The organism is Nostoc sp. UHCC 0252 (genome assembly GCF_034931145.1).
In the GTDB taxonomy this organism is placed as follows: Bacteria; Cyanobacteriota; Cyanobacteriia; order Cyanobacteriales; family Nostocaceae; genus Nostoc.
The window spans coordinates 1-17,688 of sequence record NZ_JAYGHE010000107.1; the positions used below are offsets into that span (position 1 = coordinate 1).

A 17,688-nucleotide genomic window follows, 5' to 3' on the forward strand; every position below is an offset into this window, starting at 1 on the left:
ACATTCACGCCGCCATACTCAACGGTGTACCACTCGATTCCGCTAATGCCTTGGCTTACTTGTTCTGCCCAAATTGCTTGTCGTTTATCACCTGTATCTTGCGCTCTCTTTCGGAACATATCGAAACGCAATACTGTTTCTACTGAGGATAATTCGCTTTTCGCTACGTGCTGTTGTAGTGCCATGTCGCAGGCTCCTTCCCAACCGATTGCATTAACTTGGTCGATCTGTTGGGCTAGTGCTGCTGCTCTTGGATCATGAAATCTCGTCATTAACCTGTCCATTGAGATGAATTATTGTTTGTGTCGTTAGCGAATGTTACAATTCTTAATACGTTTATGTTCTTTGGTCGGTATCAGCTTAATAACTAGTAGTGCTTAAAATTCGGGCGACTGAATAATTGAAGACTAATGGCTACTAAACTGATACTTTTTCCTTCTTGCTAGCGAAAGCTCCCGCCTGCCTTAGCGCTGCTCCAGGACTGGGATGAGCAAAGAACTCTTCTATAGCTTTAGTTAAGCCTGCCGCAACAACCGGATCGTGACAAGCGTAAACATAGATGGGCTGTTGCACACCGTTAACCAATCGCGTTTCTTGGCGATCGCCTAACTGTGGGTAAAACGTGCGAACCCATGTGCCCAAGTGTCCGCGATAGTGAGGGCCATTGATAGGGACTTTTTTTCCAAGTTCGCTCTCTGCAAAGTTGACCACGCCAAGCCAGCGTTCCTCTGAAGGGGTTAACAATTTTCTGTTGTGTTCTGCCAGAAGATTCCCGGCATAGTCTTTAAATTGCTGTTCCATGTATGGGTTGAGTCTGCCACCAGTTAACTCAGCTAAAGTTTTCATTGCCAGGACAAGAGTATGCAATCGTTGTTCAACTGGGGGGAGGGCTGGTGTGGAAGGTTGTTCTTGTGGTTGAGTAGCGGGTTTTGTCCAGCCCAATAAATCTTGAATCCAGGCACGAACACCAATCCGGTTAAAAGCTTTGCATACAAGTCTGGCTTGCTGTTTGCAGTGCCGCCCAGCATCAAAAGCGTAATATTCAATAACGGCAGCAACACCCATATCAGGTATTCCCTCATTCCAGGTTTCCAGTGCCGCAGGGCTAAATCCCTGTTGTATAAGGCTTTGGGCTAATGCAGAGGGTTCCAGTGCCGCACTTAGTAACGCACGACGAAGGGAAGAATCTTGTACATCTGCCAGCCTTGCAGTTGCCCGAATACTGGCTTTACCTTGTCCATTAGAGTCAACAGTGATCTCTTGCTTTATCTGTTCAATGATTTGAATGATTTCGATTTGTGACATAATCGTTGCTCTGGTTTTTTCAAAAGTGAATAGTTGTAGTAATAATCGAAGTCATAATGAAAGTTAGTAGGCTTATAAAGTTGAGCTATTGCCAAGTAAGCTGAATATTAAATTGGTCACAATGAGTCTGAATGATTTGTTTAGTACTTACAGAACACTTTCCAAATAGATGAATCCTTTTTTGGTGATTAGGATAGTAATGCCCATAGACTAATATTTGTCCTACAGCACTTTTCCATGCAGACGCTTTTTTAACTTCTATGATTTCGCGTTCAGTCAAAATGTCTATTTTTCCAACTGGAGTATTGACTTCAACTACGGGATGAGACATTTTTTCAACCTTTTCGATAAGAGAAAGTTTTACTTGGTTTTCTGGAGAATACTGTCCTGCGGTAAATTCCGAATCAACCAAACCATCAAAGTTTTTGTATTTGCTAAAATGCTTAATAGCTTGCCTTGCCCTTTTAGTGCAGCGTTTACCAGCTTCAAAGGCATAATATTCAAGTATTAAATAAATGACATCATCAGATATACCGTTAATGCGCCAAGAATCAATACTTATGCCTTGCAATTGGATTTTTTGTGCCAGTTTTGAAGGTTCTGAATTAAATGTATTTAAAGTTTTACAAATTGTTCCGTTACTTACTCCAACTATTCTTTCTACTGCCCTAATACTGATTTTATTTATACTATTAGAGTTAACAGTGATTTCTTGCTTTATCTGGTCGATAATTTGAGCTACTTCGATTTGTGACATAACTTTAGTTGGGTAATAATTTTTCCTTGTTGATTAGAGAGAATTAGACATTCACGCGCACCAAACTTTTTTCACCGACCAATGAGAAGCGATTAAATATTGTCGGTGTTTCAGTCAATGTTGGCGATAGCAATTCGACAAGGTAAAACCAAAACTTATCTACAAGTACAACCCCCAGAATCAGCCGTTGTTTTGTGTCATCACCATAAGAACACAGGATTACTTTCTGCCCCAAAACGAAAGCAGGTTTTTGCACAGTGAGGGTTTCTAACTGCCCAGTCCCAATGATTTGATGTTCTGTAGCGTGGACAATTTCATCACCACAGATGACTGTATAAAGCCAACACTCATATTTCCATTGCACACCAGAGCAATAGCCAAATGTTCTTGTGGTTTTCAGGTAAACTCTTTCTAATAAATTGACCTCAACCGTTGGAATTGTTTTACCCCAAGGTGGGGAAATATACCAACTATTTTTCAGGGTATTAATGTAGTCAATCATGCTTTCTCCTCGTTGATTTTAATTTCAATAAGGTCAACAACCTAAAAATCCTCGGCAATCTCCAACAAAAAGCCGCGCCCCGTGTTCTGTACTTGCACCAGTTCTTTGTCCAGCAGTGTTTGAATTACTGAATCGGAGAATTGACACTGGAGAGAGTGCAAAGGCACACAACCACCACAAAGCCGAATTGAACGCAGCAAATGATTGGCTCTACGGTCAAAGCTGTTGTCAACCGTTTTAGGCATTTGTGAAACCTCCGGTTAATACGACTAACTGTTGTTGCAGAATAGAGATTTGCTGTTGGTAAAACTTAATCTCTGCGGTAATTTCTGAGAATAATTCTTCTGGTGTGAGCGGTTTAATTTGATCCTCTTGCAAGTACGATATTTCATCAGAATTCTTGTTAGGCATCAGCACATAGCGCCAACCATCATCAAATTGTTCAGCCAATTCTGTACCATTCGGGTAGTAGTAAAGTCCGAGAATCGTGCCTTGTTTTGTACGCTGTTCCAAAGTAAAGCGAGGGTAGCCCCAGTGTTGGGGGATTGAGATCGTGGGTTTCATAGATTTAATTGAGGATTGGTGAATAAATAATTAGGGAAAGGGCAAAGGGGAAGGGAATGAAGAAATTTACCTTTCCCCCTTACCCTTTAACCTTTTCCCAGGCGAAGCCCAAGACTACGCTGTTACTAACTCTGCTCTCTCCAGCAGCCGTTGCAATTTATCGCCAGTTAGCTGTTCTAACGGCTGCTCTAAAAAATATTCATCAAAAATGGATTTACTATCAGTAGACACGTCCACCATCGATAATGAGCGCACTGCATCATAGACCGAGTTAGAATACTGCTGCTGACCTGAATAACGCCTCTTCACCCACCAGTTACCGTTAGTGCATCCGACTTGCCCCAGCTTTACGCCGTTGTTGTTGTAAATGCCATCATCGAGAATTTCAAACCCACAATTCTGGCACTCGTTGAAGATATGCGCCATGATTTGGTTTTCAGTCGTGGGGGGTGTTGCTTCTTTTTCCTGCACAGGTAATGAACCGTCTTTATAGTGAGTGCAGATGAAGCGATCGCAACGCATTAAAGTATTGGCACGAAATAATTCTTTATCATTGATCATGACTACCCAGCGTTGGGTTAGGTGGTTGTCGTCATGGCTGATGCTGGCTATCAGTTTGTCATCAGCGTAATATTCGTGAAGGTCAAACGAGATTTCGACTATTGTGAGGGGTTCGGGAGCTACGGCTTGGGCTTGGTTGTCGGGGGCAGCAGGGGTGAGTTTCTGAATCTTGCTTGCCTGATATTTAGCGATCGCACTAATCCAAGAATCCTTACAGCGTTTGTCGCTTACTTCGACTGTGCAGGCGATTTCGCTGTAGATTTGCTTGAGTCGGGCAATCGATTTCAGTTGCAGCTGTTGTTGGCTGTAGATAATGTAAGTCATAATAAATCAGTTCCTAACGGGACAGAAAGCGCTTCAGATTGACCGTCGGTAGCGCTTTCTTTATTCACATGGTAGCACTACTTTAATGCTACTACAACATCTTTTTGCCTCAAAGTAGCGTTACCCTCGTGCTACAATGGAGGAAGTATAGTTTTGGAGTAGTGCTATGGTGTTGTCGGTGGTTACAGCCAAAAAGCGAATATCGCTTTATTTGGACGAAGCATTAAAGTCTGACTTAGAACGGCTAGCTAAGATTAGGAAGCGTTCTCTGTCAAATTTAATAGAAGTCCTTTGCGAAGAAGAGTTGGAGCGTGCCAGGAATAATGGAGAGTTAAAGGATGCTTGACCTCAAGCCATTAACTTCCGCGCTATTTTCAGTGACTCTACAGAAGCGCTCGCTTAGGGGTTCAGTTGAGGTTCTGGCGGTAGAAGCTGAAATTAGCCGCTCTTAAGCGTTTGTAGCCCTGACTACAGCCATAATTTTGTAAGCCAGTCTGAGCAAATACCCTTAATAAGGGTGAAATCATGGCTAAACCATCCTCAAAGCCCAAAAAATCCACCTTCTCTTCATTCACTGACAGCACATCACCAGATAATCTTGCTCAAGAAGAAGACCCAGCTACAGCAACAATTACCGTCACTGCCGTCGAAGTTTCAGAATTAACCGAGCAGGAAATTAGCGATCGCTTGCATTTAGAACGCAAGGTGGAACGTGCATTTTTTGAGGCAGGCAAGGCATTGGCTCAGTTGCGCGATCGCAGGTTATACAGATCCACTCATCGCACATTTGAGGAGTATTGTCGTGATAGATTTGGATACACACATCGCCGAGTCAATTATCTAATAGCTGCTTCTGTAGTATTTGACAACATAGTGACGGGAACAAATTGTTCCCAAAATGAGGAAGTGGATGAAACGGGAACAAATTGTTCCCAAAACGAGGAAGTGGATGAAATGGGAACAAATTGTTCCCAAAATGGGGAAGCAGATGAAACGGGAACAAATTGTTCCCAAAACGAGGAAGTAGACAAAAATCGACCTAACCCCTCACGAATCCTGCCAAATAATGAAGGACAAGTGCGCCCTTTGGCAAAGCTAGAACCCCAGCAGCAGGTTAAAGTTTGGCAACGGGCAGTACAGGAGGCTGGCGGTAAAGTTCCCAGTGCCAGGATCGTCACTGATGTGGTGCAGAAAATTATGGAACGTACCAGAATACCCAACACCTACCAAATCGGCGAAGTGTGCCAAATCGTAGTCAAAGACAACCCGGAACTCAGAGGCAAGGGTGGGTGTTGGGGTATCGTTAACCATGTGGGCGAATTTAGCTGCACCGTCAGAACCTGGGATGGTGAGTATACGGTTGGGTTGCAGCACCTGAAATCGTACAACTACTTGCCTGCCGAGTGTGAGCAGATGCAGGTGATTTGCGATCGCATCAGTCGAGTGTATTCGGGTGCGTTGGAGGAGTCGGTGCAGAAGTTTTTGGAATCGTTGGGGAAGCTGAATCGTGCTTATTTGACAGATTTGGAAGAGAAAGTGTTGAGTCTTCTAGAGTTGGAAATCATACCATAATGCTGCAAGTGATTAATTTTTGGATTCAAGGGATTCTACAAAGTAGAATTTTGACTTGTGCATTTATACAGGTAGGGGTGAGATTTTGGTACTGATTATTAGGGAAATAGCAACTCTCGAACAAGTGGAGTTAATGCTGCAAACTTTGCGAGTTTACATTAAAGTGGCAGTAGATATAGAAAGAGGGATTTTAGCTGGAGGAGGAGAGAAACACGCTTTCTGTGAAGCAGCATTGCTCGAAGACGGTAGTAAACAGCGAGATATCTGGGGTGCGGATTGGACTCCCTTTGACCAATCGATAGCTTATGAATCGATTATTAACATTCGCCCCAGCCAAAATAATCGCTCAATGTTAATTCAAGATCCAGCCATTCAAGAACGTGTTAAAAAAATAACTCAGGAGCTAATTGGTGGATATGAACCAGAATTTAGATGAAAAACAAGCACGGTTTCAAGGCGAAAATACATCACATCGCTTAGGGCATATAGCTTCTAATTTAGCTAGGCTGAGAACATTTTGTGACACTGCTTACCCTGAAGCGGTCAAAAGTGTTGCAGATGAAACTATGTGTTTTATCGAATGGACAGCAGCAGAAATTGAATCTGAGTATGCCGAAGAATTGGTTAACATTCAAATCCAACTAGCACGTTGGAAATTAAAATTTGATAGTCTTTGGTCTAATAAGAGCGAACGTAAAAATATGTCCGAGCAAGCTAGTACTTGGTCAGCGCGAGTATTAGATATGTCAGGGTTGCTGTCTGAATCTATCTAAAACTTTAATCATTGCGGTATTCTAGATTTTGTAAAAAATATGAGCAATCCCTTATAGTTTCTGGACAAATAATTCATTTTAGATATGGCACTTGTTGAAAGTTTTTTTGAGTTGCCCACCTCTCAATTAAGGTTGTTGCGATTAGGTGTTGGTAATTGAAGCACCTCAGAAAAACGTGAATACTTAACCGCATCAGTCGGAGGATAATCTGCTGACACTGCAATCAACCCAATTTTAAGCTCCTCGAAATAAATCACGCCCCCGATACGCCGTTCAACTTGAAAAGGGCCATGAAATAAACCATACTCTGCAATGTAGATCAGGAGAAAGTCAGTAATCTTTACTATCCTACCAAACATTTGCTCACAAGTTTTTTGGACGATACCATCTAAGTATTCATTATAAGCAGGCTCTCCCAGATCAGTAAATTCTGCATGATCCGCAAAATGATCCATGTAAAACAACCAGATATTGGACAAGTCTGGTTCTGAGGTGAGTTTTTGCCTCAGTTCCTGAAATTGGTCGATGTTCATAGTCTGGATATTGATGAGGTGGGACGAGCAGACAGCACTGTAATAAATTTACCATCAGTGATAAATTGTTGATTAACGAAGCCAAAGATAAAATCAGTCAGGTGCGATCACTATTTGTAACGCTCCATTTAAATTTGCTAGCACATTTGAAGTCATGTTGCAAAAATAATGTATGTGATCCAGTTTTGACTTCAAGCGGCTGTAGAATAGCAAATAAAAGCAATCTTTGGTTTAATATTTCCGCTCTTACTTGTTTGTAGAAAGTAGTAATTTATGACAGAAACACAACAAGAAGAAATCATAAATTTACGGGCATTGAATTTAACACCCAAACAGATAGCCCGAAAATTGGGTATTAAAGTGTCAGAAGTGAATGCAGCGATTCAAAATCAAGCACAACAGACTACATTAGATAGATTGACAAAAGGAGAGCTAGACCCTGTATATCAGTGTTTAGCAAGCGAGAGTCTTATCCAATTGTTACCGAAAATCCCGCCAGAAAACAGCATCAAAAATCTACTGACAAAAATCTTACCTGTAAAAAACAATGACGATATCGATCGCGGTTTAGGATTGGTAGTTATTGCAAGAGTTGCTCGATACAATCAAATCACGGTCTGTAGCTACCTTTTAGATATATGGTGCTTAGGTGTTAAAGATACCATATCACCACGTACAGTAGACAGGATAAAATTTAAAGAATTTACAGAATCACTATTCGAGCCATTTCCCGGAAAACCACAAGAGGTTCCCCTTGAAGTAGCCCAAGGGATGATATTTAGTGCTTGCGAATATGCAGAAAGCTTAGGGTTTCAACCACACAAAGATTTTGAAAAATCGCGTTCGCACATTGGAGAATGGGATGGGAGAATACGTATAGAATGTGGTCGTGACGGGAAACCTTTTTATGTTAACGGCCCGCACGATAACCCGAAAAAAATCATGGAAACATTGAAGAGAAGCAGGGGTGAAGGTAATTTTGATTTTCTAATTGGTTCAGATCCTATTGAAAAGAATTTTTGGTAAATGCAATTAATTTGATTTTCTGGTGCGTTATTAAGATGTCATCCAGGTTGGAAATACTCTGTTACTTCTTCGGGGAGTAATAGAGTGGGATTACACTTGATTTGCTTTCGCGTATTCAAATATTTGAATACGCAAAAGTTTAAAGCCTAGTCTAATTTGGCACCTGGATGACCATTCTCAACAACAAAGGAAGCGAAAGTGTATACAGGCGCATCTGGACGACTCACAGTTGTAACAATACGCAGGTCAGTCTGCCAACGCTCATAGTTAAGGTTGACTCGGAAGTAACCTCGGCGATCGCCATCAAAGAACTTAATGTGTGGATTTTCTGGAATCTTCGGGCCGTAGTAGGGGCCATAGACATTGGCATCACCATTGCTAGTAATTGAGGGAGTGACAAACTCCGTAGCCACCGTTGGAGAGTTAGAAGCCTTGAAGTCAAGCTTGAGGTCATTAACAAATGTAGAATGCCAATCCCCAGTAATCACCACTGGGTTAGAAATCTGGCGGCTGGCGATGTGACTTAAAACACGATTACGTGCAAGGGGATATCCATCCCATGAGTCGTTCCAAAAGATTTCGCCTGGGCCAATTTTATGATCTAGCTCTGCCATCAGCACCTGTTGAGCAAGTATGTTCCAACGTGCTTGAGAACGATCAAGACCATCCAGCAGCCAGCGCTCCTGTTGAGTACCGAGCATGGTTTTAAATGGATCTAGCGCTGCTGGGCAACGAGGTGTTTCACCGTCACCGCATGGCTGATCGCTCCGATACTGGCGGCTATCAAGTACGTTAAACTCCGCCAGATTACCAAAAGTCAGCCGACGGTAAATAAGCATATCTGGCCCCTGTGGTAGGGAAAATTCTCGCAGTGGCTGATGCTCATAATAAGCCTGATAAGCAGCAGCACGCCTTTTGAGAAACTGTTCGACCGGATCGTTGTTTTCGGAAATGTCATCTGTATAGTCATTTTCAACTTCGTGGTCGTCCCAGGTGACTGTAAAAGGAAATAAGGCGTGAGCTTTTTGTAAATCCGGGTCAGTTTTATATAGAGCATATCGAAGGCGGTATTGCTCCAGCGTATTCGTTTCTTTTCTAAACTCTTCAGGTAAAGAAATGTTGCGTACACCACCTGTAGCAGGGATGCCGTATTCGTAAATATAATCACCCAAGTGAAAAACCAAATCTAAATCTTCTTCAGCTAGGCGACGATAAGCAGAATAGAAACCATCCTCCCATTTTTGGCAAGTAACAAATGCAAAGTTGAGTTGATTCAACCTAGTGCCAATCGCTGGAGCAGTACGGGTACGACCAATTGGACTATCTTCATTACCCACTTTAAACTGATACCAGTACCAACGGTTAGGCTGTAAACCACGTACATTTACATGAACAGAATGTGCTAATTCGGGAGTTGCCAATGCCACGCCCCGTAGCACAACTTGTCTCATGTTTTCATCCAAAGCAACTTGCCACCGTACTGGTACATTAAATGGCGGCATACCGCCACCATTTAAGGGATCTGGAGCCAGCCGCGTCCATAGCACTACACTATCTGGTAAGGGATCGCCAGAAGCAACACCAAGGCTGAAGGGATAGGCAGAGAATCTTGAGAGTGCAACAACTTTATGAGTCCAAAGACTAGCAATGACGCTTGCGGTGAATGTACTGGCACCGAGCAGAAAGCGTCGCCGCTTTGCCTTAGTGGATAGCAAGCCCTGGAAATGTATATGCTCCATAAAAGTCCTTGTTGAGATTTATACAATAAAAGGGAATAAAAAACCTAAATAATAACCATCTAGTTATTAACAAGATTAATTACCAAATTGGGTTTAATTAGGGCTTAAGAAGTTATTAATATTGCAATAATTTATTCACAATCCACAATCAGCCAGTGAACAAGTGGATGAGTGCAAACAGCCACAGTTATGCTTTTTTTATCAGAGATGGGAATGCCTATTATTTCAAGCATTTTTGCCATTTATAAAATTGGGGACTAACGCCGTTTACGGGGCAAGTGATACCTGCATTAGGCTATGACGGAGCAGTTATCTGTTACATCCAAAATTTACGTTGCAATTGACTCTGAGAAAATTTCATTCAACTAGAAAGGTGGAATTATGCCTAAACCTGGATTTCTCACCACATCTCATTAATTAAATAAGTAATGAGTAATAAGTAATAAGTAATGAGTAATAAGTAAGATTCTTTACTCATTACTCATTACTCATTACTTATTACTTCACTTGCGAAGGGATCAGGGGAGCTTGTGAGAAATGCGGGCTAAACCACCTTCTAATCGCAAAAAAGCCACCTCTGCCGCATCTACCGATTCAACTTCAGCAGCTAACTCTGCAAATGAGGATATCTCCCAGCAAGAAGATCCAGGTTCAGCAACAATTACGGTTACTGCTGTTGAAGTTCCAGAGTTGACAGAAGAAGAACAGCGCGATAAGCCTGACGGCATGGCTACGCTTACCGCTTACACTTGGAGAGAAAAGTGGAGAAAGCGGTTTTTGAAGCAGGGAAGGCGCTGATGGAATTGCGCGATCGCAGGCTTTACCGTTCCACCCACAGCACTTTCGAGGCTTATCGCATCAGTCGGTTACGGGAAAACGAGAACTTGGAAGATGCCCCAAGTGCTGTGCTGAAGCATCTGGGGGAGTTGAAGCGATCGCCTGTTACTGAATCGGTGTTCTAGTAGTTCGCTTTCGTGACGAAAGCGGGGTAAAGGGGAAGGGGGAAAGGGTTTAAATCCCTTGATACCTTTTTCCTTTCTCCTTTCCCCAGCCCTCACAAGCGCATTTTTGGGTTGGCAGACTACTAGGGGTTGGAGTGGCTCATGAAGCAGAGCGAAAGCAACGTCGGCGCAACATAAAACCAGATCCAATTAAGCCAATGCTAACTAGCGTCCCTACTCCGGTTTCCGGTTCTGGAACAACCTTAATAGTTCCAGTAACTAAAGCCTGCCCTCTTATGGGATCGTTTGGATTTGGACTGATTGTGTCGTTCTCAAAAAAGTCTAGTATGCCAGTAGCACCTGTGAATATACCCTCACCGCCAGTGATAATCAAAGAACCAGAGCCAGACCCTCTGAGGTTTACAAAGTCAATTAAAGCGGTGGCAGTAGCCGTTCCAGATACCTTGTTAGCACCGCTACCACTGAATTCAATAAAGCCTTCTGGGAAGCCCTCTAAGCCGATTGCTGTTGGATCGGTGTTAAAGGTGAACAAACCAGTAGAGAAGTCAGTTAGGGCGTAAACTAAACCGTTATATTCGGTGAGTCCGTATGCTGCATCAGTACTTACAGCCCGTTCAATTGCCCGTGAAAACTTCTCGTTAATCGGCTCAACAGCGATTGTTACGTCGTAGTTACCACTAAATGGGAACAGAGTCTGTGCGAGCGCCTTCTCGTTGCCCGAAGCAAAACTCAGTAAAGTCAAAGCTGCTGGAACAACCCATGCAGCGTAAGAGCGAAGTACCGTTAGCATTGTTTGATATTACCTATGTTCAAGGGAATACTTATGTAAAAAAAATTACTTTCTGGATTGCCGAAAATAGTATACAGCACATTAGATTACAGCGACAATGAAAAAATTGTCGCTCCGCTTGATGTATTTTTAGAAACTATATTAAATGGACTGCGCCATTTCAAAATTAAGTTCAATTCCAACTCTTGTCGTGCGCGTTGGTGAACTGGAGCATCCTACCAAAAGCTGTATTAACGGCTGTTGTCAACCCATAGCGATAATGTAAATCCTGGTAGCTGGCGATGTAATCTTTGCAATCATGAAACCCTTTCCACCGCTTGAAACTTGCAGCAAGTTCCCCCAACACATAGCACTAAAGGGACTGCTGAATCCAGAATAAAATGAAGTACAAACAAGCTTCATCTGGACAAGAAGCAGACATTCGATAGAATGACATTAGTACAAGCCTCAGAGGTAATGGGTCAATCGTGTCGCGTTAAATTTGACCAAGAAAGTCTTGTTTATCAAGTTTTAGACCGCAGTGTCTAAGAATGTCATTGTAAAAATTATTGATGCTCCAGGTTGGATGAACAATTTTTTAATTTTAAACTCCTTGATGTTACTTTCTCAAATACCAAATCCTGACCCAAAATTTCTCCAATTAAAAAATCAATTAGAAAACTTAGGATTTCATGTAATGATTGAGCTACCGCCAAAGCGAGGAGCTTACGGTTTATTAAGAGAAACTGATAAAAAAATTTGGATTAATCCAGTGGTATTTGATTTAAACATTGGGAATCAGGTTTTAATTCATGAATCTGTTCATGCTGCACAGGTATGTGCAGGAAAAGGAAAAATAAAAGTTTTAGGTTTAGACATTCAACCCAGCAATTATACACGACCGTTTTTTCTTCGCTATAGGAACGTACATCGTCAAGAGTTAGAGAGAGAAGCTTATGCTGTACAAAGTCATCCATTAAGCTTTGAACTAGCAATATCTCTTTTACAGAAGCATTGTAAATAAAACGATAATTATCTCAAAATTAAAATATCAAGGTTTCTGGTTCTCTGTCTATAATTACTTAATTTAGTTTTGGAGTTCTTTCTTCAATAACTGCTTCAAGCTTTTTCGACCTAGTACATACAGTACGGCAGGTTCTGGTTCACATCTGTGATAGGCTATGGAAAGTTCTGCTGATGTGAACTTTGGAATTCTTACTGGTCGCTCCTGTGGTAAGCCTTGTACAAAACCCTAGAAATCGCATGAAAGAAGCTCAAACTGTAGATTGGCTGTTTGACTACAGCAGATCCTCTTTTGAAACTCAACTGTGTTTACCCCTAAGTTCAAAGCCGCCACAGTAGTAGCCATGCATTGTTAATTTTCGTATGCTGCTTGATTGTTAGTCGTTTTCCCCTTATCCTACCCAAAAGGTAGTAATAGTAAAGTAAATTTCCTTTTCAAAGCAATACTTCAGGGTGATTTATGAACAAAGGCGAACTAGTGGATGCTGTAGCAGCAAAGACCAACATCACAAAAAAGCAAACCGATGAAATCATCAGTGCTTTTTTGTCAATCGTTACCGAGGCTGTAGCTGACGGGGAGAAGGTAACGCTCATAGGGTTTGGGTCATTTGAGCGGCGCGATCGCTCAGAACGTGAAGGGCGAAATCCTAAAACAAATGAGCCAATGACCATTCCAGCTACCAAAGTTCCTGCGTTTTCTGCTGGGAAGTTGTTTAAAGAAAAAGTAGCACCATAGATGCATTGCTTTACCACTAGCAGTCCAATCACTGCAAAGCCGTAGCCCTCGATGTTCTCAAAACAGCATAGGCAACGGCAAGGGGAATGTGAGTGTTGAATTGCAGATGTCACACAAACGCGCGATCGTGCTTCCCAGGCAACGCAAACAACCAAACATTAGAATTTGACTTTTTTGAAGAAATATTTAGCTAAACGATTGCTGTAACTGGGTTTTAGTTAAGATTACACCATTCCCAGATTGTAGGATAGATGCCAGCATTCGTTAGGACAAGAGCAACTGCTTTATCTTCGTTACAGCACTTTTGCCTACTATGAGGTACGCACACAGTTGCAAAAGTTAGGATAGGAAAGGGATATGGGTAAAATTGTGCTTCATAATAGCCAGAAGTGCTGTAATACATATAACTGTTATGATTTGAGTGATTTGCTCATCTCAAGTAAGTTATTCAAAGAGGAATGATGAACAAAAAATTTATTTTTCTAGTTTCAGCTTTTGGGCTAAGTGTACTTATAGGGGCCTGTCAGCCTGGTACAGAGTCTCCAACAACTGCACCAGCAGCACCATCACCCGTAGTGCCATCGGTAACTCCAGCTAGTCCTTAGTGCCATATATTACTAATATGCAGAACAACTGGAGTTCCCCTGGACAGATGAGAAAATTACATCACGTACAGCGTCATAATCACTATGAATTGCGGTAGGCTGTAACATAGCTTGGTTAAAATTGGTCTTAAAGTAGCCAGGCTCAACTAAAGATACTTTAATACTAAAATTACCCAATTTTAATTGAAAAATTTCCTAATGAAATTAACTCAAAAACTGGGCATTGCTACTGCTAGTCTTGTTCTAGGTTGCGCTGGCGTTGGTTTACGTTCTGCGGCACAGGTTTAGTAGAGTTATCTAAAATTACTACGAATGTATTTATTACTAAAGGAGAAAAACGTATGAAACTTGGCTCCTTCGCTTTATCGTTCATACAAATAGCATTATTGAGTTTGGGGTTAAATGTGGCAAAAGCAGATGCTGAAGTTACTTTTCCTTTTGAGGCTACTTACAATACAGAAAGTGTTTTTGAACCGATTCAGGATAATGTATTTAAATCAACTGTAACGGGTAAAAGTACTGATGCGCCTTATGGTTTGACTAATTTTCTAAGAATGAATTATATCGAAAGGGATGACAATACAGGAGTGGAATCAATAGTGAAAGATGCCACAGAGTTTGGTATAAATGGATTACCAATTCTTACTGAGACATTTTTGGGTAGCGGTGACGATAAATTATTTGCAAGCACTACTGGTACTGCTATACGTAACGTTGAAGATTTTACGGCATCGATTTCCGGCACTACAACTATTGTAGGTGGAGAAGGTAATTTTCAAGGTGCAACAGGAATTTTAACGCTTTCGGAGAAGGTAATTTTCAATCTGAATGCAACAACGGAACCTAGAACCACAGGTACAGTTGTCTTAAGTGGTTCCTTTACGGTTCCTCAAAAAGTTTCGGAAGCGGGAAATACTACAACATTGGTTGGTATAGGAATAATTAGTGCTAGTTTATTGTTGCGTCAACGCCGGAAAATAATTTCTAAATAATAAGATGTACCTGTTCAGTATGTTGAAAAAGTGCGTTCCTCTTTGAAGTCTGGCTAATTGAGAAATAACAATGTTGAGTTTTTGCGCTTATGACATCTTCTCAATCACCTCATCACTCATCTGAATTTGGTTTTTTCCGATATTACGTTTCAGCAAGAAAATACCTGCATCATGCGCTTGCTGACCACCAGCACTAAAGCAAGCATCCTCGATAATTACTGGTTCAATACCGCGCTCAAAAGAGTCAATTGCTGTCTTGAAAATACAGCTATCAGTTTCAACTCCACAAAGATATATTTTGCTGATTTGATTAATTAAAATAAAACTCGAAAAATTTTCCGTAAATGCAGAGTAATAAGGTTTATCAAAAATATTATGTATATATGGCTGAAGTTCATCAATAATGCTCGTTTCTGGTTCATGTATCAAGCTTGACCAATGAATTAGCTTCACATAATTACTGTCAGCAGTATTGATAAATTTTGTGAATTCAACGAGTTTACCAGCCTCTAAAAAACGCTCAATTAGATTAATGACAGTAGGAATAATATGTCTGCATTTCTCAGGCATAAAACCATTTTGCATATCTACTACAAGAAGTATTTCGCTCATTTGTGCCAGAATTTATTTAGATTAAGAGTTAAGACATTAAATAAAGCAATATTATAAAAGATGACATCCGCGACTTTGAGCTTCTTCCTTGGTGGCCCACAGAACGTGATTGCTGGTGATGGGGCAGTGTGTAAGGAAATCTGGGGATGGAGAAAGTAACGATTGCTAGACGGAGCGTAGTCATCGCCTCCCATCGATTCTTTCTCTTATTGCCGAAAGCCCTGCTGATGTGGGCAATTGGAGTGATGAGTAACGTGTTGTTTATTCAAGTTAATCAGGATAATATACCTCGATTAAGAATAGGAAACTTCAAATGAGAATTTTTGTTCCAGGCCGTCTTTGTTTGTTTGGAGAACACACTGACTGGGCAGGAGAATATCGCAGTGTTAATCCTCTTCTCGAAAAGGGCTACACCTTAATTGTTGGTACTAATCAAGGAATTTATGCCAATGTCTTACCAAATTCTACTGAATTAATTATTCGTGCTTCTCTCAATGATGGCAGGAGTTATGAACCGCTCAGATTAGCTATGGAATCTAATACTCTCAAGTCCGTAGCCGAAGAGGGAGGTTTTTTTAGTTATGCTGCTGGTACAGCTTATCAAATTCTGACTCACTATGGTGTTGGCGGACTTGAGGTTGATAATTATCTAACCGACTTACCCATCCAAAAGGGATTATCTTCGAGTGCTGCTTTTTGCGTTTTGATTGCTCGGTCTTTTAATCGTCTGTATGACTTGAAGATGACAATTCGTTCAGAAATGGAGTTTGCCTACAAAGGAGAAAGAACCACTCCTAGCCTTTGTGGTCGTATGGATCAGGCTTGTGCTTATGGAAATCGCCCAATATTGATGATATTTGATGGTGAAAAAATCGACCTACTCGAATTGAAAGTGAGTGAAGATTTGTTTTTTGTGATTGTCGATCTCGGCGGGAGCAAAAACACACAAGAAATACTAAGACGATTGAATCAGTGTTATCCTTTCGCTACTAATTCAATAGAGCAAAATGTCCAAAAATATTTTGGTTCTATTAGCTCTGAAATTACCCAGGCAGCAGTTGAAGCAATACAACTCGGAGATGCCCAACTTCTTGGAGCTTTAATGACAAAAGCCCAAGCGGAATTTGACCGATACGTAGTTCCGGCTTGTCCCGATCAATTAACTGCAAAAAATCTACATCTGCTTCTCGCTCATGAGCCACTTAAGCCTTATATCTTTGGAGGAAAAGGCGTAGGTTCTCAGGGGGATGGCACTGCACAACTGATAGTTAAAAATCAAGAGAGTCAAAGAAAAACTATCGAAATTATTAAGCGTGATTTTCCTCAAATGCAAGCGTTACAGTTAACTATCGCAAGCTAACAACTCCCATGATTAAGCAAGTGATGCTCAGGGACGAAAGTTGAGTTTCTTTAATATCTCAATGAGTGGAGGATGACTCACCATTCTCCTCAATCATCTTCCAATTACGTATCTGAGGCTGAAGTTCAGCAATTTCAGTCTCAGTTACTGACGGCAAATCACCACTATAAAGAACACAAGTTTTTTGTAGTAAAGCTTCCACTGTTTTTGCTCCTTCACGAGTCACAATTTCAATTAAGCGTTCAGTAAGACATCGTTCATTGTAAAACTGGGCTTAGTCATCTTCATCCATTAAGCGACAACGGCTTTGGGTCTTGCAAGCAAGTCGAGAAGAACGCTCTCGTACAATAGTCGCTAAATCTGGTCGTCCTGTTAGAAAAAGTCGCCAATCAGCCCAAATTCGATATAGGAAGTTGGCAATAGCACCGATAACTGGTAAGGAAGTTGCAGCATAGACCCAACCCATCCCCAGAATTTCGTAAATGCGATGGAAAACTTCAACATTTTTAACTAGCGTTCCGTCTGGCAACACAGCATGAATACGCCCCATTGCAGTTTCGTAGTTAACACCGCCATCTGCTTGGGGATTGTAGTCATCAGCTGCAATATCTACAAACGCCACTAGCCCTCGACCCGCATCCCGCTTTTTCAAAAAGTTAACCTCACGCAGACACAAGGGACATTGGCCGTCATACAGCAATTTGATTTTCCACGACGGCAAAGTGGATAAAGGCTGGTCTAGAGAGTTGTTACAACCGTAGGATTGGATTTGTGGTGAGGACATTTTGGCATCTTAACTAAGTTTATTTCCTTACATCAAGCGTAACGCCTCTGGAATTATAGGGTTTGGCCCATTCGAGCGACAGTCATGTTTAAAGGATTTAGTCGCTCAAAGAAGAAATCAGTGCTTAAAGAGAATGAACTGACCACAGGGATTGTTCAGCATCCAGTTACGGGACTTTGGCAGACATGG

General features: G+C 41.4%; 24 protein-coding genes and 1 pseudogene. 12 read left to right on the forward strand and 13 right to left on the reverse strand.

Going from position 1 to position 17,688, the window contains the following annotated elements; genetic code table 11:
* The 7 genes and pseudogenes from VB732_RS32975 to VB732_RS33005 all read right to left on the reverse strand — a co-directional run.
* Positions 1-272 (reverse strand): annotated as a pseudogene (locus VB732_RS32975) (hypothetical protein); the annotation flags it as partial.
* A gap of 145 nt (positions 273-417) precedes the next feature.
* Positions 418-1,305 (reverse strand): hypothetical protein, encoded by an 888-nt coding sequence (locus VB732_RS32980; RefSeq protein WP_323235052.1) that lies wholly within the window; start codon positions 1,303-1,305, stop codon positions 418-420.
* An 85-nt stretch (positions 1,306-1,390) separates the two neighbouring features.
* Complete coding sequence (locus VB732_RS32985) at positions 1,391-2,062, reverse strand: hypothetical protein (protein WP_323235053.1); 672 nt, start codon at positions 2,060-2,062, stop codon at positions 1,391-1,393.
* A gap of 43 nt (positions 2,063-2,105) precedes the next feature.
* On the reverse strand, positions 2,106-2,564 hold the full coding sequence (locus VB732_RS32990; protein WP_323235054.1) for a DUF1392 domain-containing protein: 459 nt from the start codon (positions 2,562-2,564) through the stop codon (positions 2,106-2,108).
* 41 nt (positions 2,565-2,605) lie between these two features.
* Positions 2,606-2,809: a hypothetical protein gene (locus VB732_RS32995; RefSeq protein WP_323235055.1), complete on the reverse strand. Its 204-nt coding sequence runs from the start codon at positions 2,807-2,809 to the stop codon at positions 2,606-2,608.
* On the reverse strand, positions 2,802-3,128 hold the full coding sequence (locus VB732_RS33000) for a hypothetical protein (RefSeq protein WP_323235056.1): 327 nt from the start codon (positions 3,126-3,128) through the stop codon (positions 2,802-2,804). The genes VB732_RS32995 and VB732_RS33000 overlap by 8 nt, the downstream gene beginning before the upstream one ends.
* 114 nt (positions 3,129-3,242) lie before the next feature.
* The gene (locus VB732_RS33005) at positions 3,243-4,013 is read right to left on the reverse strand and encodes a hypothetical protein (protein ID WP_323235057.1); all 771 of its coding nucleotides are present in this window, start codon (positions 4,011-4,013) and stop codon (positions 3,243-3,245) included.
* Positions 4,014-4,179: 166 nt separating this feature from the next.
* Between VB732_RS33005 and VB732_RS33010 the strand changes: the two genes are divergently transcribed.
* From VB732_RS33010 to VB732_RS33025, 4 genes are all read left to right on the forward strand, one after another.
* Complete coding sequence (locus VB732_RS33010; RefSeq protein WP_100903382.1) at positions 4,180-4,359, forward strand: ribbon-helix-helix domain-containing protein; 180 nt, start codon at positions 4,180-4,182, stop codon at positions 4,357-4,359.
* A 179-nt stretch (positions 4,360-4,538) separates the two neighbouring features.
* Positions 4,539-5,585, forward strand: coding sequence for a hypothetical protein (locus VB732_RS33015; protein WP_323235058.1), 1,047 nt, complete (start codon positions 4,539-4,541; stop codon positions 5,583-5,585).
* 85 nt (positions 5,586-5,670) lie between these two features.
* On the forward strand, positions 5,671-6,021 hold the full coding sequence (locus VB732_RS33020) for a DUF5674 family protein (RefSeq protein WP_323235059.1): 351 nt from the start codon (positions 5,671-5,673) through the stop codon (positions 6,019-6,021).
* Positions 6,002-6,358, forward strand: coding sequence for a hypothetical protein (locus VB732_RS33025; RefSeq protein WP_323235060.1), 357 nt, complete (start codon positions 6,002-6,004; stop codon positions 6,356-6,358). Before VB732_RS33020 ends, VB732_RS33025 begins: the two co-directional genes overlap by 20 nt.
* 122 nt (positions 6,359-6,480) lie before the next feature.
* Here the strand turns inward: VB732_RS33025 and VB732_RS33030 are convergent, their stop codons facing one another.
* The gene (locus VB732_RS33030) at positions 6,481-6,891 is read right to left on the reverse strand and encodes a hypothetical protein (RefSeq protein WP_322687056.1); all 411 of its coding nucleotides are present in this window, start codon (positions 6,889-6,891) and stop codon (positions 6,481-6,483) included.
* A gap of 273 nt (positions 6,892-7,164) precedes the next feature.
* Between VB732_RS33030 and VB732_RS33035 the strand changes: the two genes are divergently transcribed.
* The gene (locus VB732_RS33035) at positions 7,165-7,917 is read left to right on the forward strand and encodes a DNA-binding response regulator (RefSeq protein ID WP_323235061.1); all 753 of its coding nucleotides are present in this window, start codon (positions 7,165-7,167) and stop codon (positions 7,915-7,917) included.
* 146 nt (positions 7,918-8,063) lie between these two features.
* Here the strand turns inward: VB732_RS33035 and VB732_RS33040 are convergent, their stop codons facing one another.
* Positions 8,064-9,656, reverse strand: coding sequence for an alkaline phosphatase D family protein (locus VB732_RS33040; protein ID WP_323235062.1), 1,593 nt, complete (start codon positions 9,654-9,656; stop codon positions 8,064-8,066).
* A 537-nt stretch (positions 9,657-10,193) separates the two neighbouring features.
* On the opposite strand from VB732_RS33040, the gene VB732_RS33045 reads away from it, so the two are divergent.
* Both VB732_RS33045 and VB732_RS36100 read left to right on the forward strand, forming a co-directional pair.
* Positions 10,194-10,454 carry a hypothetical protein gene (locus VB732_RS33045; RefSeq protein WP_416235797.1) on the forward strand — a complete coding sequence of 87 codons (261 nt, stop codon included), beginning with the start codon at positions 10,194-10,196 and terminating at the stop codon, positions 10,452-10,454.
* Positions 10,418-10,618, forward strand: coding sequence for a hypothetical protein (locus tag VB732_RS36100; RefSeq protein WP_416235798.1), 201 nt, complete (start codon positions 10,418-10,420; stop codon positions 10,616-10,618). Before VB732_RS33045 ends, VB732_RS36100 begins: the two co-directional genes overlap by 37 nt.
* Before the next feature lie 139 nt (positions 10,619-10,757).
* Here VB732_RS36100 and VB732_RS33050 read toward each other — a convergent pair whose 3' ends face one another.
* A complete protein-coding gene (locus VB732_RS33050; RefSeq protein WP_323235063.1) occupies positions 10,758-11,408 on the reverse strand; it encodes a PEP-CTERM sorting domain-containing protein in 651 nt (216 codons plus the stop codon).
* Between the two features lie 520 nt (positions 11,409-11,928).
* Between VB732_RS33050 and VB732_RS33055 the strand changes: the two genes are divergently transcribed.
* The 4 genes from VB732_RS33055 to VB732_RS33070 all read left to right on the forward strand — a co-directional run bounded on the left by VB732_RS33055 (position 11,929) and on the right by VB732_RS33070 (position 14,743).
* Positions 11,929-12,411, forward strand: coding sequence for a hypothetical protein (locus VB732_RS33055; protein WP_323235064.1), 483 nt, complete (start codon positions 11,929-11,931; stop codon positions 12,409-12,411).
* Between the two features lie 459 nt (positions 12,412-12,870).
* The gene (locus VB732_RS33060) at positions 12,871-13,146 is read left to right on the forward strand and encodes an HU family DNA-binding protein (RefSeq protein ID WP_323235065.1); all 276 of its coding nucleotides are present in this window, start codon (positions 12,871-12,873) and stop codon (positions 13,144-13,146) included.
* A gap of 458 nt (positions 13,147-13,604) precedes the next feature.
* Complete coding sequence (locus VB732_RS33065; RefSeq protein WP_323235066.1) at positions 13,605-13,751, forward strand: beta-Ig-H3/fasciclin; 147 nt, start codon at positions 13,605-13,607, stop codon at positions 13,749-13,751.
* Positions 13,752-14,092: 341 nt separating this feature from the next.
* Entirely contained in the window at positions 14,093-14,743 is a 651-nt protein-coding gene (locus VB732_RS33070; RefSeq protein WP_323235067.1) for a hypothetical protein, read from the forward strand.
* An 87-nt stretch (positions 14,744-14,830) separates the two neighbouring features.
* On the opposite strand, the gene VB732_RS33075 is transcribed toward VB732_RS33070, so the two are convergent.
* Positions 14,831-15,355, reverse strand: coding sequence for an isochorismatase family cysteine hydrolase (locus tag VB732_RS33075; RefSeq protein WP_323235068.1), 525 nt, complete (start codon positions 15,353-15,355; stop codon positions 14,831-14,833).
* Between the two features lie 313 nt (positions 15,356-15,668).
* Between VB732_RS33075 and VB732_RS33080 the strand changes: the two genes are divergently transcribed.
* The gene (locus VB732_RS33080) at positions 15,669-16,715 is read left to right on the forward strand and encodes a GHMP kinase (RefSeq protein ID WP_323235069.1); all 1,047 of its coding nucleotides are present in this window, start codon (positions 15,669-15,671) and stop codon (positions 16,713-16,715) included.
* Positions 16,716-16,773: 58 nt separating this feature from the next.
* Here VB732_RS33080 and VB732_RS33085 read toward each other — a convergent pair whose 3' ends face one another.
* Positions 16,774-16,917, reverse strand: coding sequence for a hypothetical protein (locus VB732_RS33085; RefSeq protein ID WP_292800696.1), 144 nt, complete (start codon positions 16,915-16,917; stop codon positions 16,774-16,776).
* A 72-nt stretch (positions 16,918-16,989) separates the two neighbouring features.
* The gene (locus VB732_RS33090; protein ID WP_323235070.1) at positions 16,990-17,499 is read right to left on the reverse strand and encodes a DUF393 domain-containing protein; all 510 of its coding nucleotides are present in this window, start codon (positions 17,497-17,499) and stop codon (positions 16,990-16,992) included.
* Between the last annotated feature and the right edge of the window lie 189 nt (positions 17,500-17,688).

Excerpts from the sequence above, each read along its gene's own strand:
- VB732_RS32980 (WP_323235052.1), bottom strand. The coding sequence starts at position 1,305 with ATGTCACAAATCGAAATCATTCAAATCATTGAACAGATAAAGCAAGAG.
- VB732_RS32985 (WP_323235053.1), bottom strand. The coding sequence starts at position 2,062 with ATGTCACAAATCGAAGTAGCTCAAATTATCGACCAGATAAAGCAAGAA.
- VB732_RS32990 (WP_323235054.1), bottom strand. The coding sequence starts at position 2,564 with ATGATTGACTACATTAATACCCTGAAAAATAGTTGGTATATTTCCCCA.
- VB732_RS32995 (WP_323235055.1), bottom strand. The coding sequence starts at position 2,809 with ATGCCTAAAACGGTTGACAACAGCTTTGACCGTAGAGCCAATCATTTG.
- VB732_RS33000 (WP_323235056.1), bottom strand. The coding sequence starts at position 3,128 with ATGAAACCCACGATCTCAATCCCCCAACACTGGGGCTACCCTCGCTTT.
- VB732_RS33005 (WP_323235057.1), bottom strand. The coding sequence starts at position 4,013 with ATGACTTACATTATCTACAGCCAACAACAGCTGCAACTGAAATCGATT.
- VB732_RS33010 (WP_100903382.1), top strand. The coding sequence starts at position 4,180 with ATGGTGTTGTCGGTGGTTACAGCCAAAAAGCGAATATCGCTTTATTTG.
- VB732_RS33015 (WP_323235058.1), top strand. The coding sequence starts at position 4,539 with ATGGCTAAACCATCCTCAAAGCCCAAAAAATCCACCTTCTCTTCATTC.
- VB732_RS33025 (WP_323235060.1), top strand. The coding sequence starts at position 6,002 with ATGAACCAGAATTTAGATGAAAAACAAGCACGGTTTCAAGGCGAAAAT.
- VB732_RS33030 (WP_322687056.1), bottom strand. The coding sequence starts at position 6,891 with ATGAACATCGACCAATTTCAGGAACTGAGGCAAAAACTCACCTCAGAA.
- VB732_RS33035 (WP_323235061.1), top strand. The coding sequence starts at position 7,165 with ATGACAGAAACACAACAAGAAGAAATCATAAATTTACGGGCATTGAAT.
- VB732_RS33040 (WP_323235062.1), bottom strand. The coding sequence starts at position 9,656 with ATGGAGCATATACATTTCCAGGGCTTGCTATCCACTAAGGCAAAGCGG.
- VB732_RS33045 (WP_416235797.1), top strand. The coding sequence starts at position 10,194 with ATGCGGGCTAAACCACCTTCTAATCGCAAAAAAGCCACCTCTGCCGCA.
- VB732_RS33050 (WP_323235063.1), bottom strand. The coding sequence starts at position 11,408 with ATGCTAACGGTACTTCGCTCTTACGCTGCATGGGTTGTTCCAGCAGCT.
- VB732_RS33060 (WP_323235065.1), top strand. The coding sequence starts at position 12,871 with ATGAACAAAGGCGAACTAGTGGATGCTGTAGCAGCAAAGACCAACATC.
- VB732_RS33065 (WP_323235066.1), top strand. The coding sequence starts at position 13,605 with ATGATGAACAAAAAATTTATTTTTCTAGTTTCAGCTTTTGGGCTAAGT.
- VB732_RS33070 (WP_323235067.1), top strand. The coding sequence starts at position 14,093 with ATGAAACTTGGCTCCTTCGCTTTATCGTTCATACAAATAGCATTATTG.
- VB732_RS33075 (WP_323235068.1), bottom strand. The coding sequence starts at position 15,355 with ATGAGCGAAATACTTCTTGTAGTAGATATGCAAAATGGTTTTATGCCT.
- VB732_RS33080 (WP_323235069.1), top strand. The coding sequence starts at position 15,669 with ATGAGAATTTTTGTTCCAGGCCGTCTTTGTTTGTTTGGAGAACACACT.
- VB732_RS33090 (WP_323235070.1), bottom strand. The coding sequence starts at position 17,499 with ATGTCCTCACCACAAATCCAATCCTACGGTTGTAACAACTCTCTAGAC.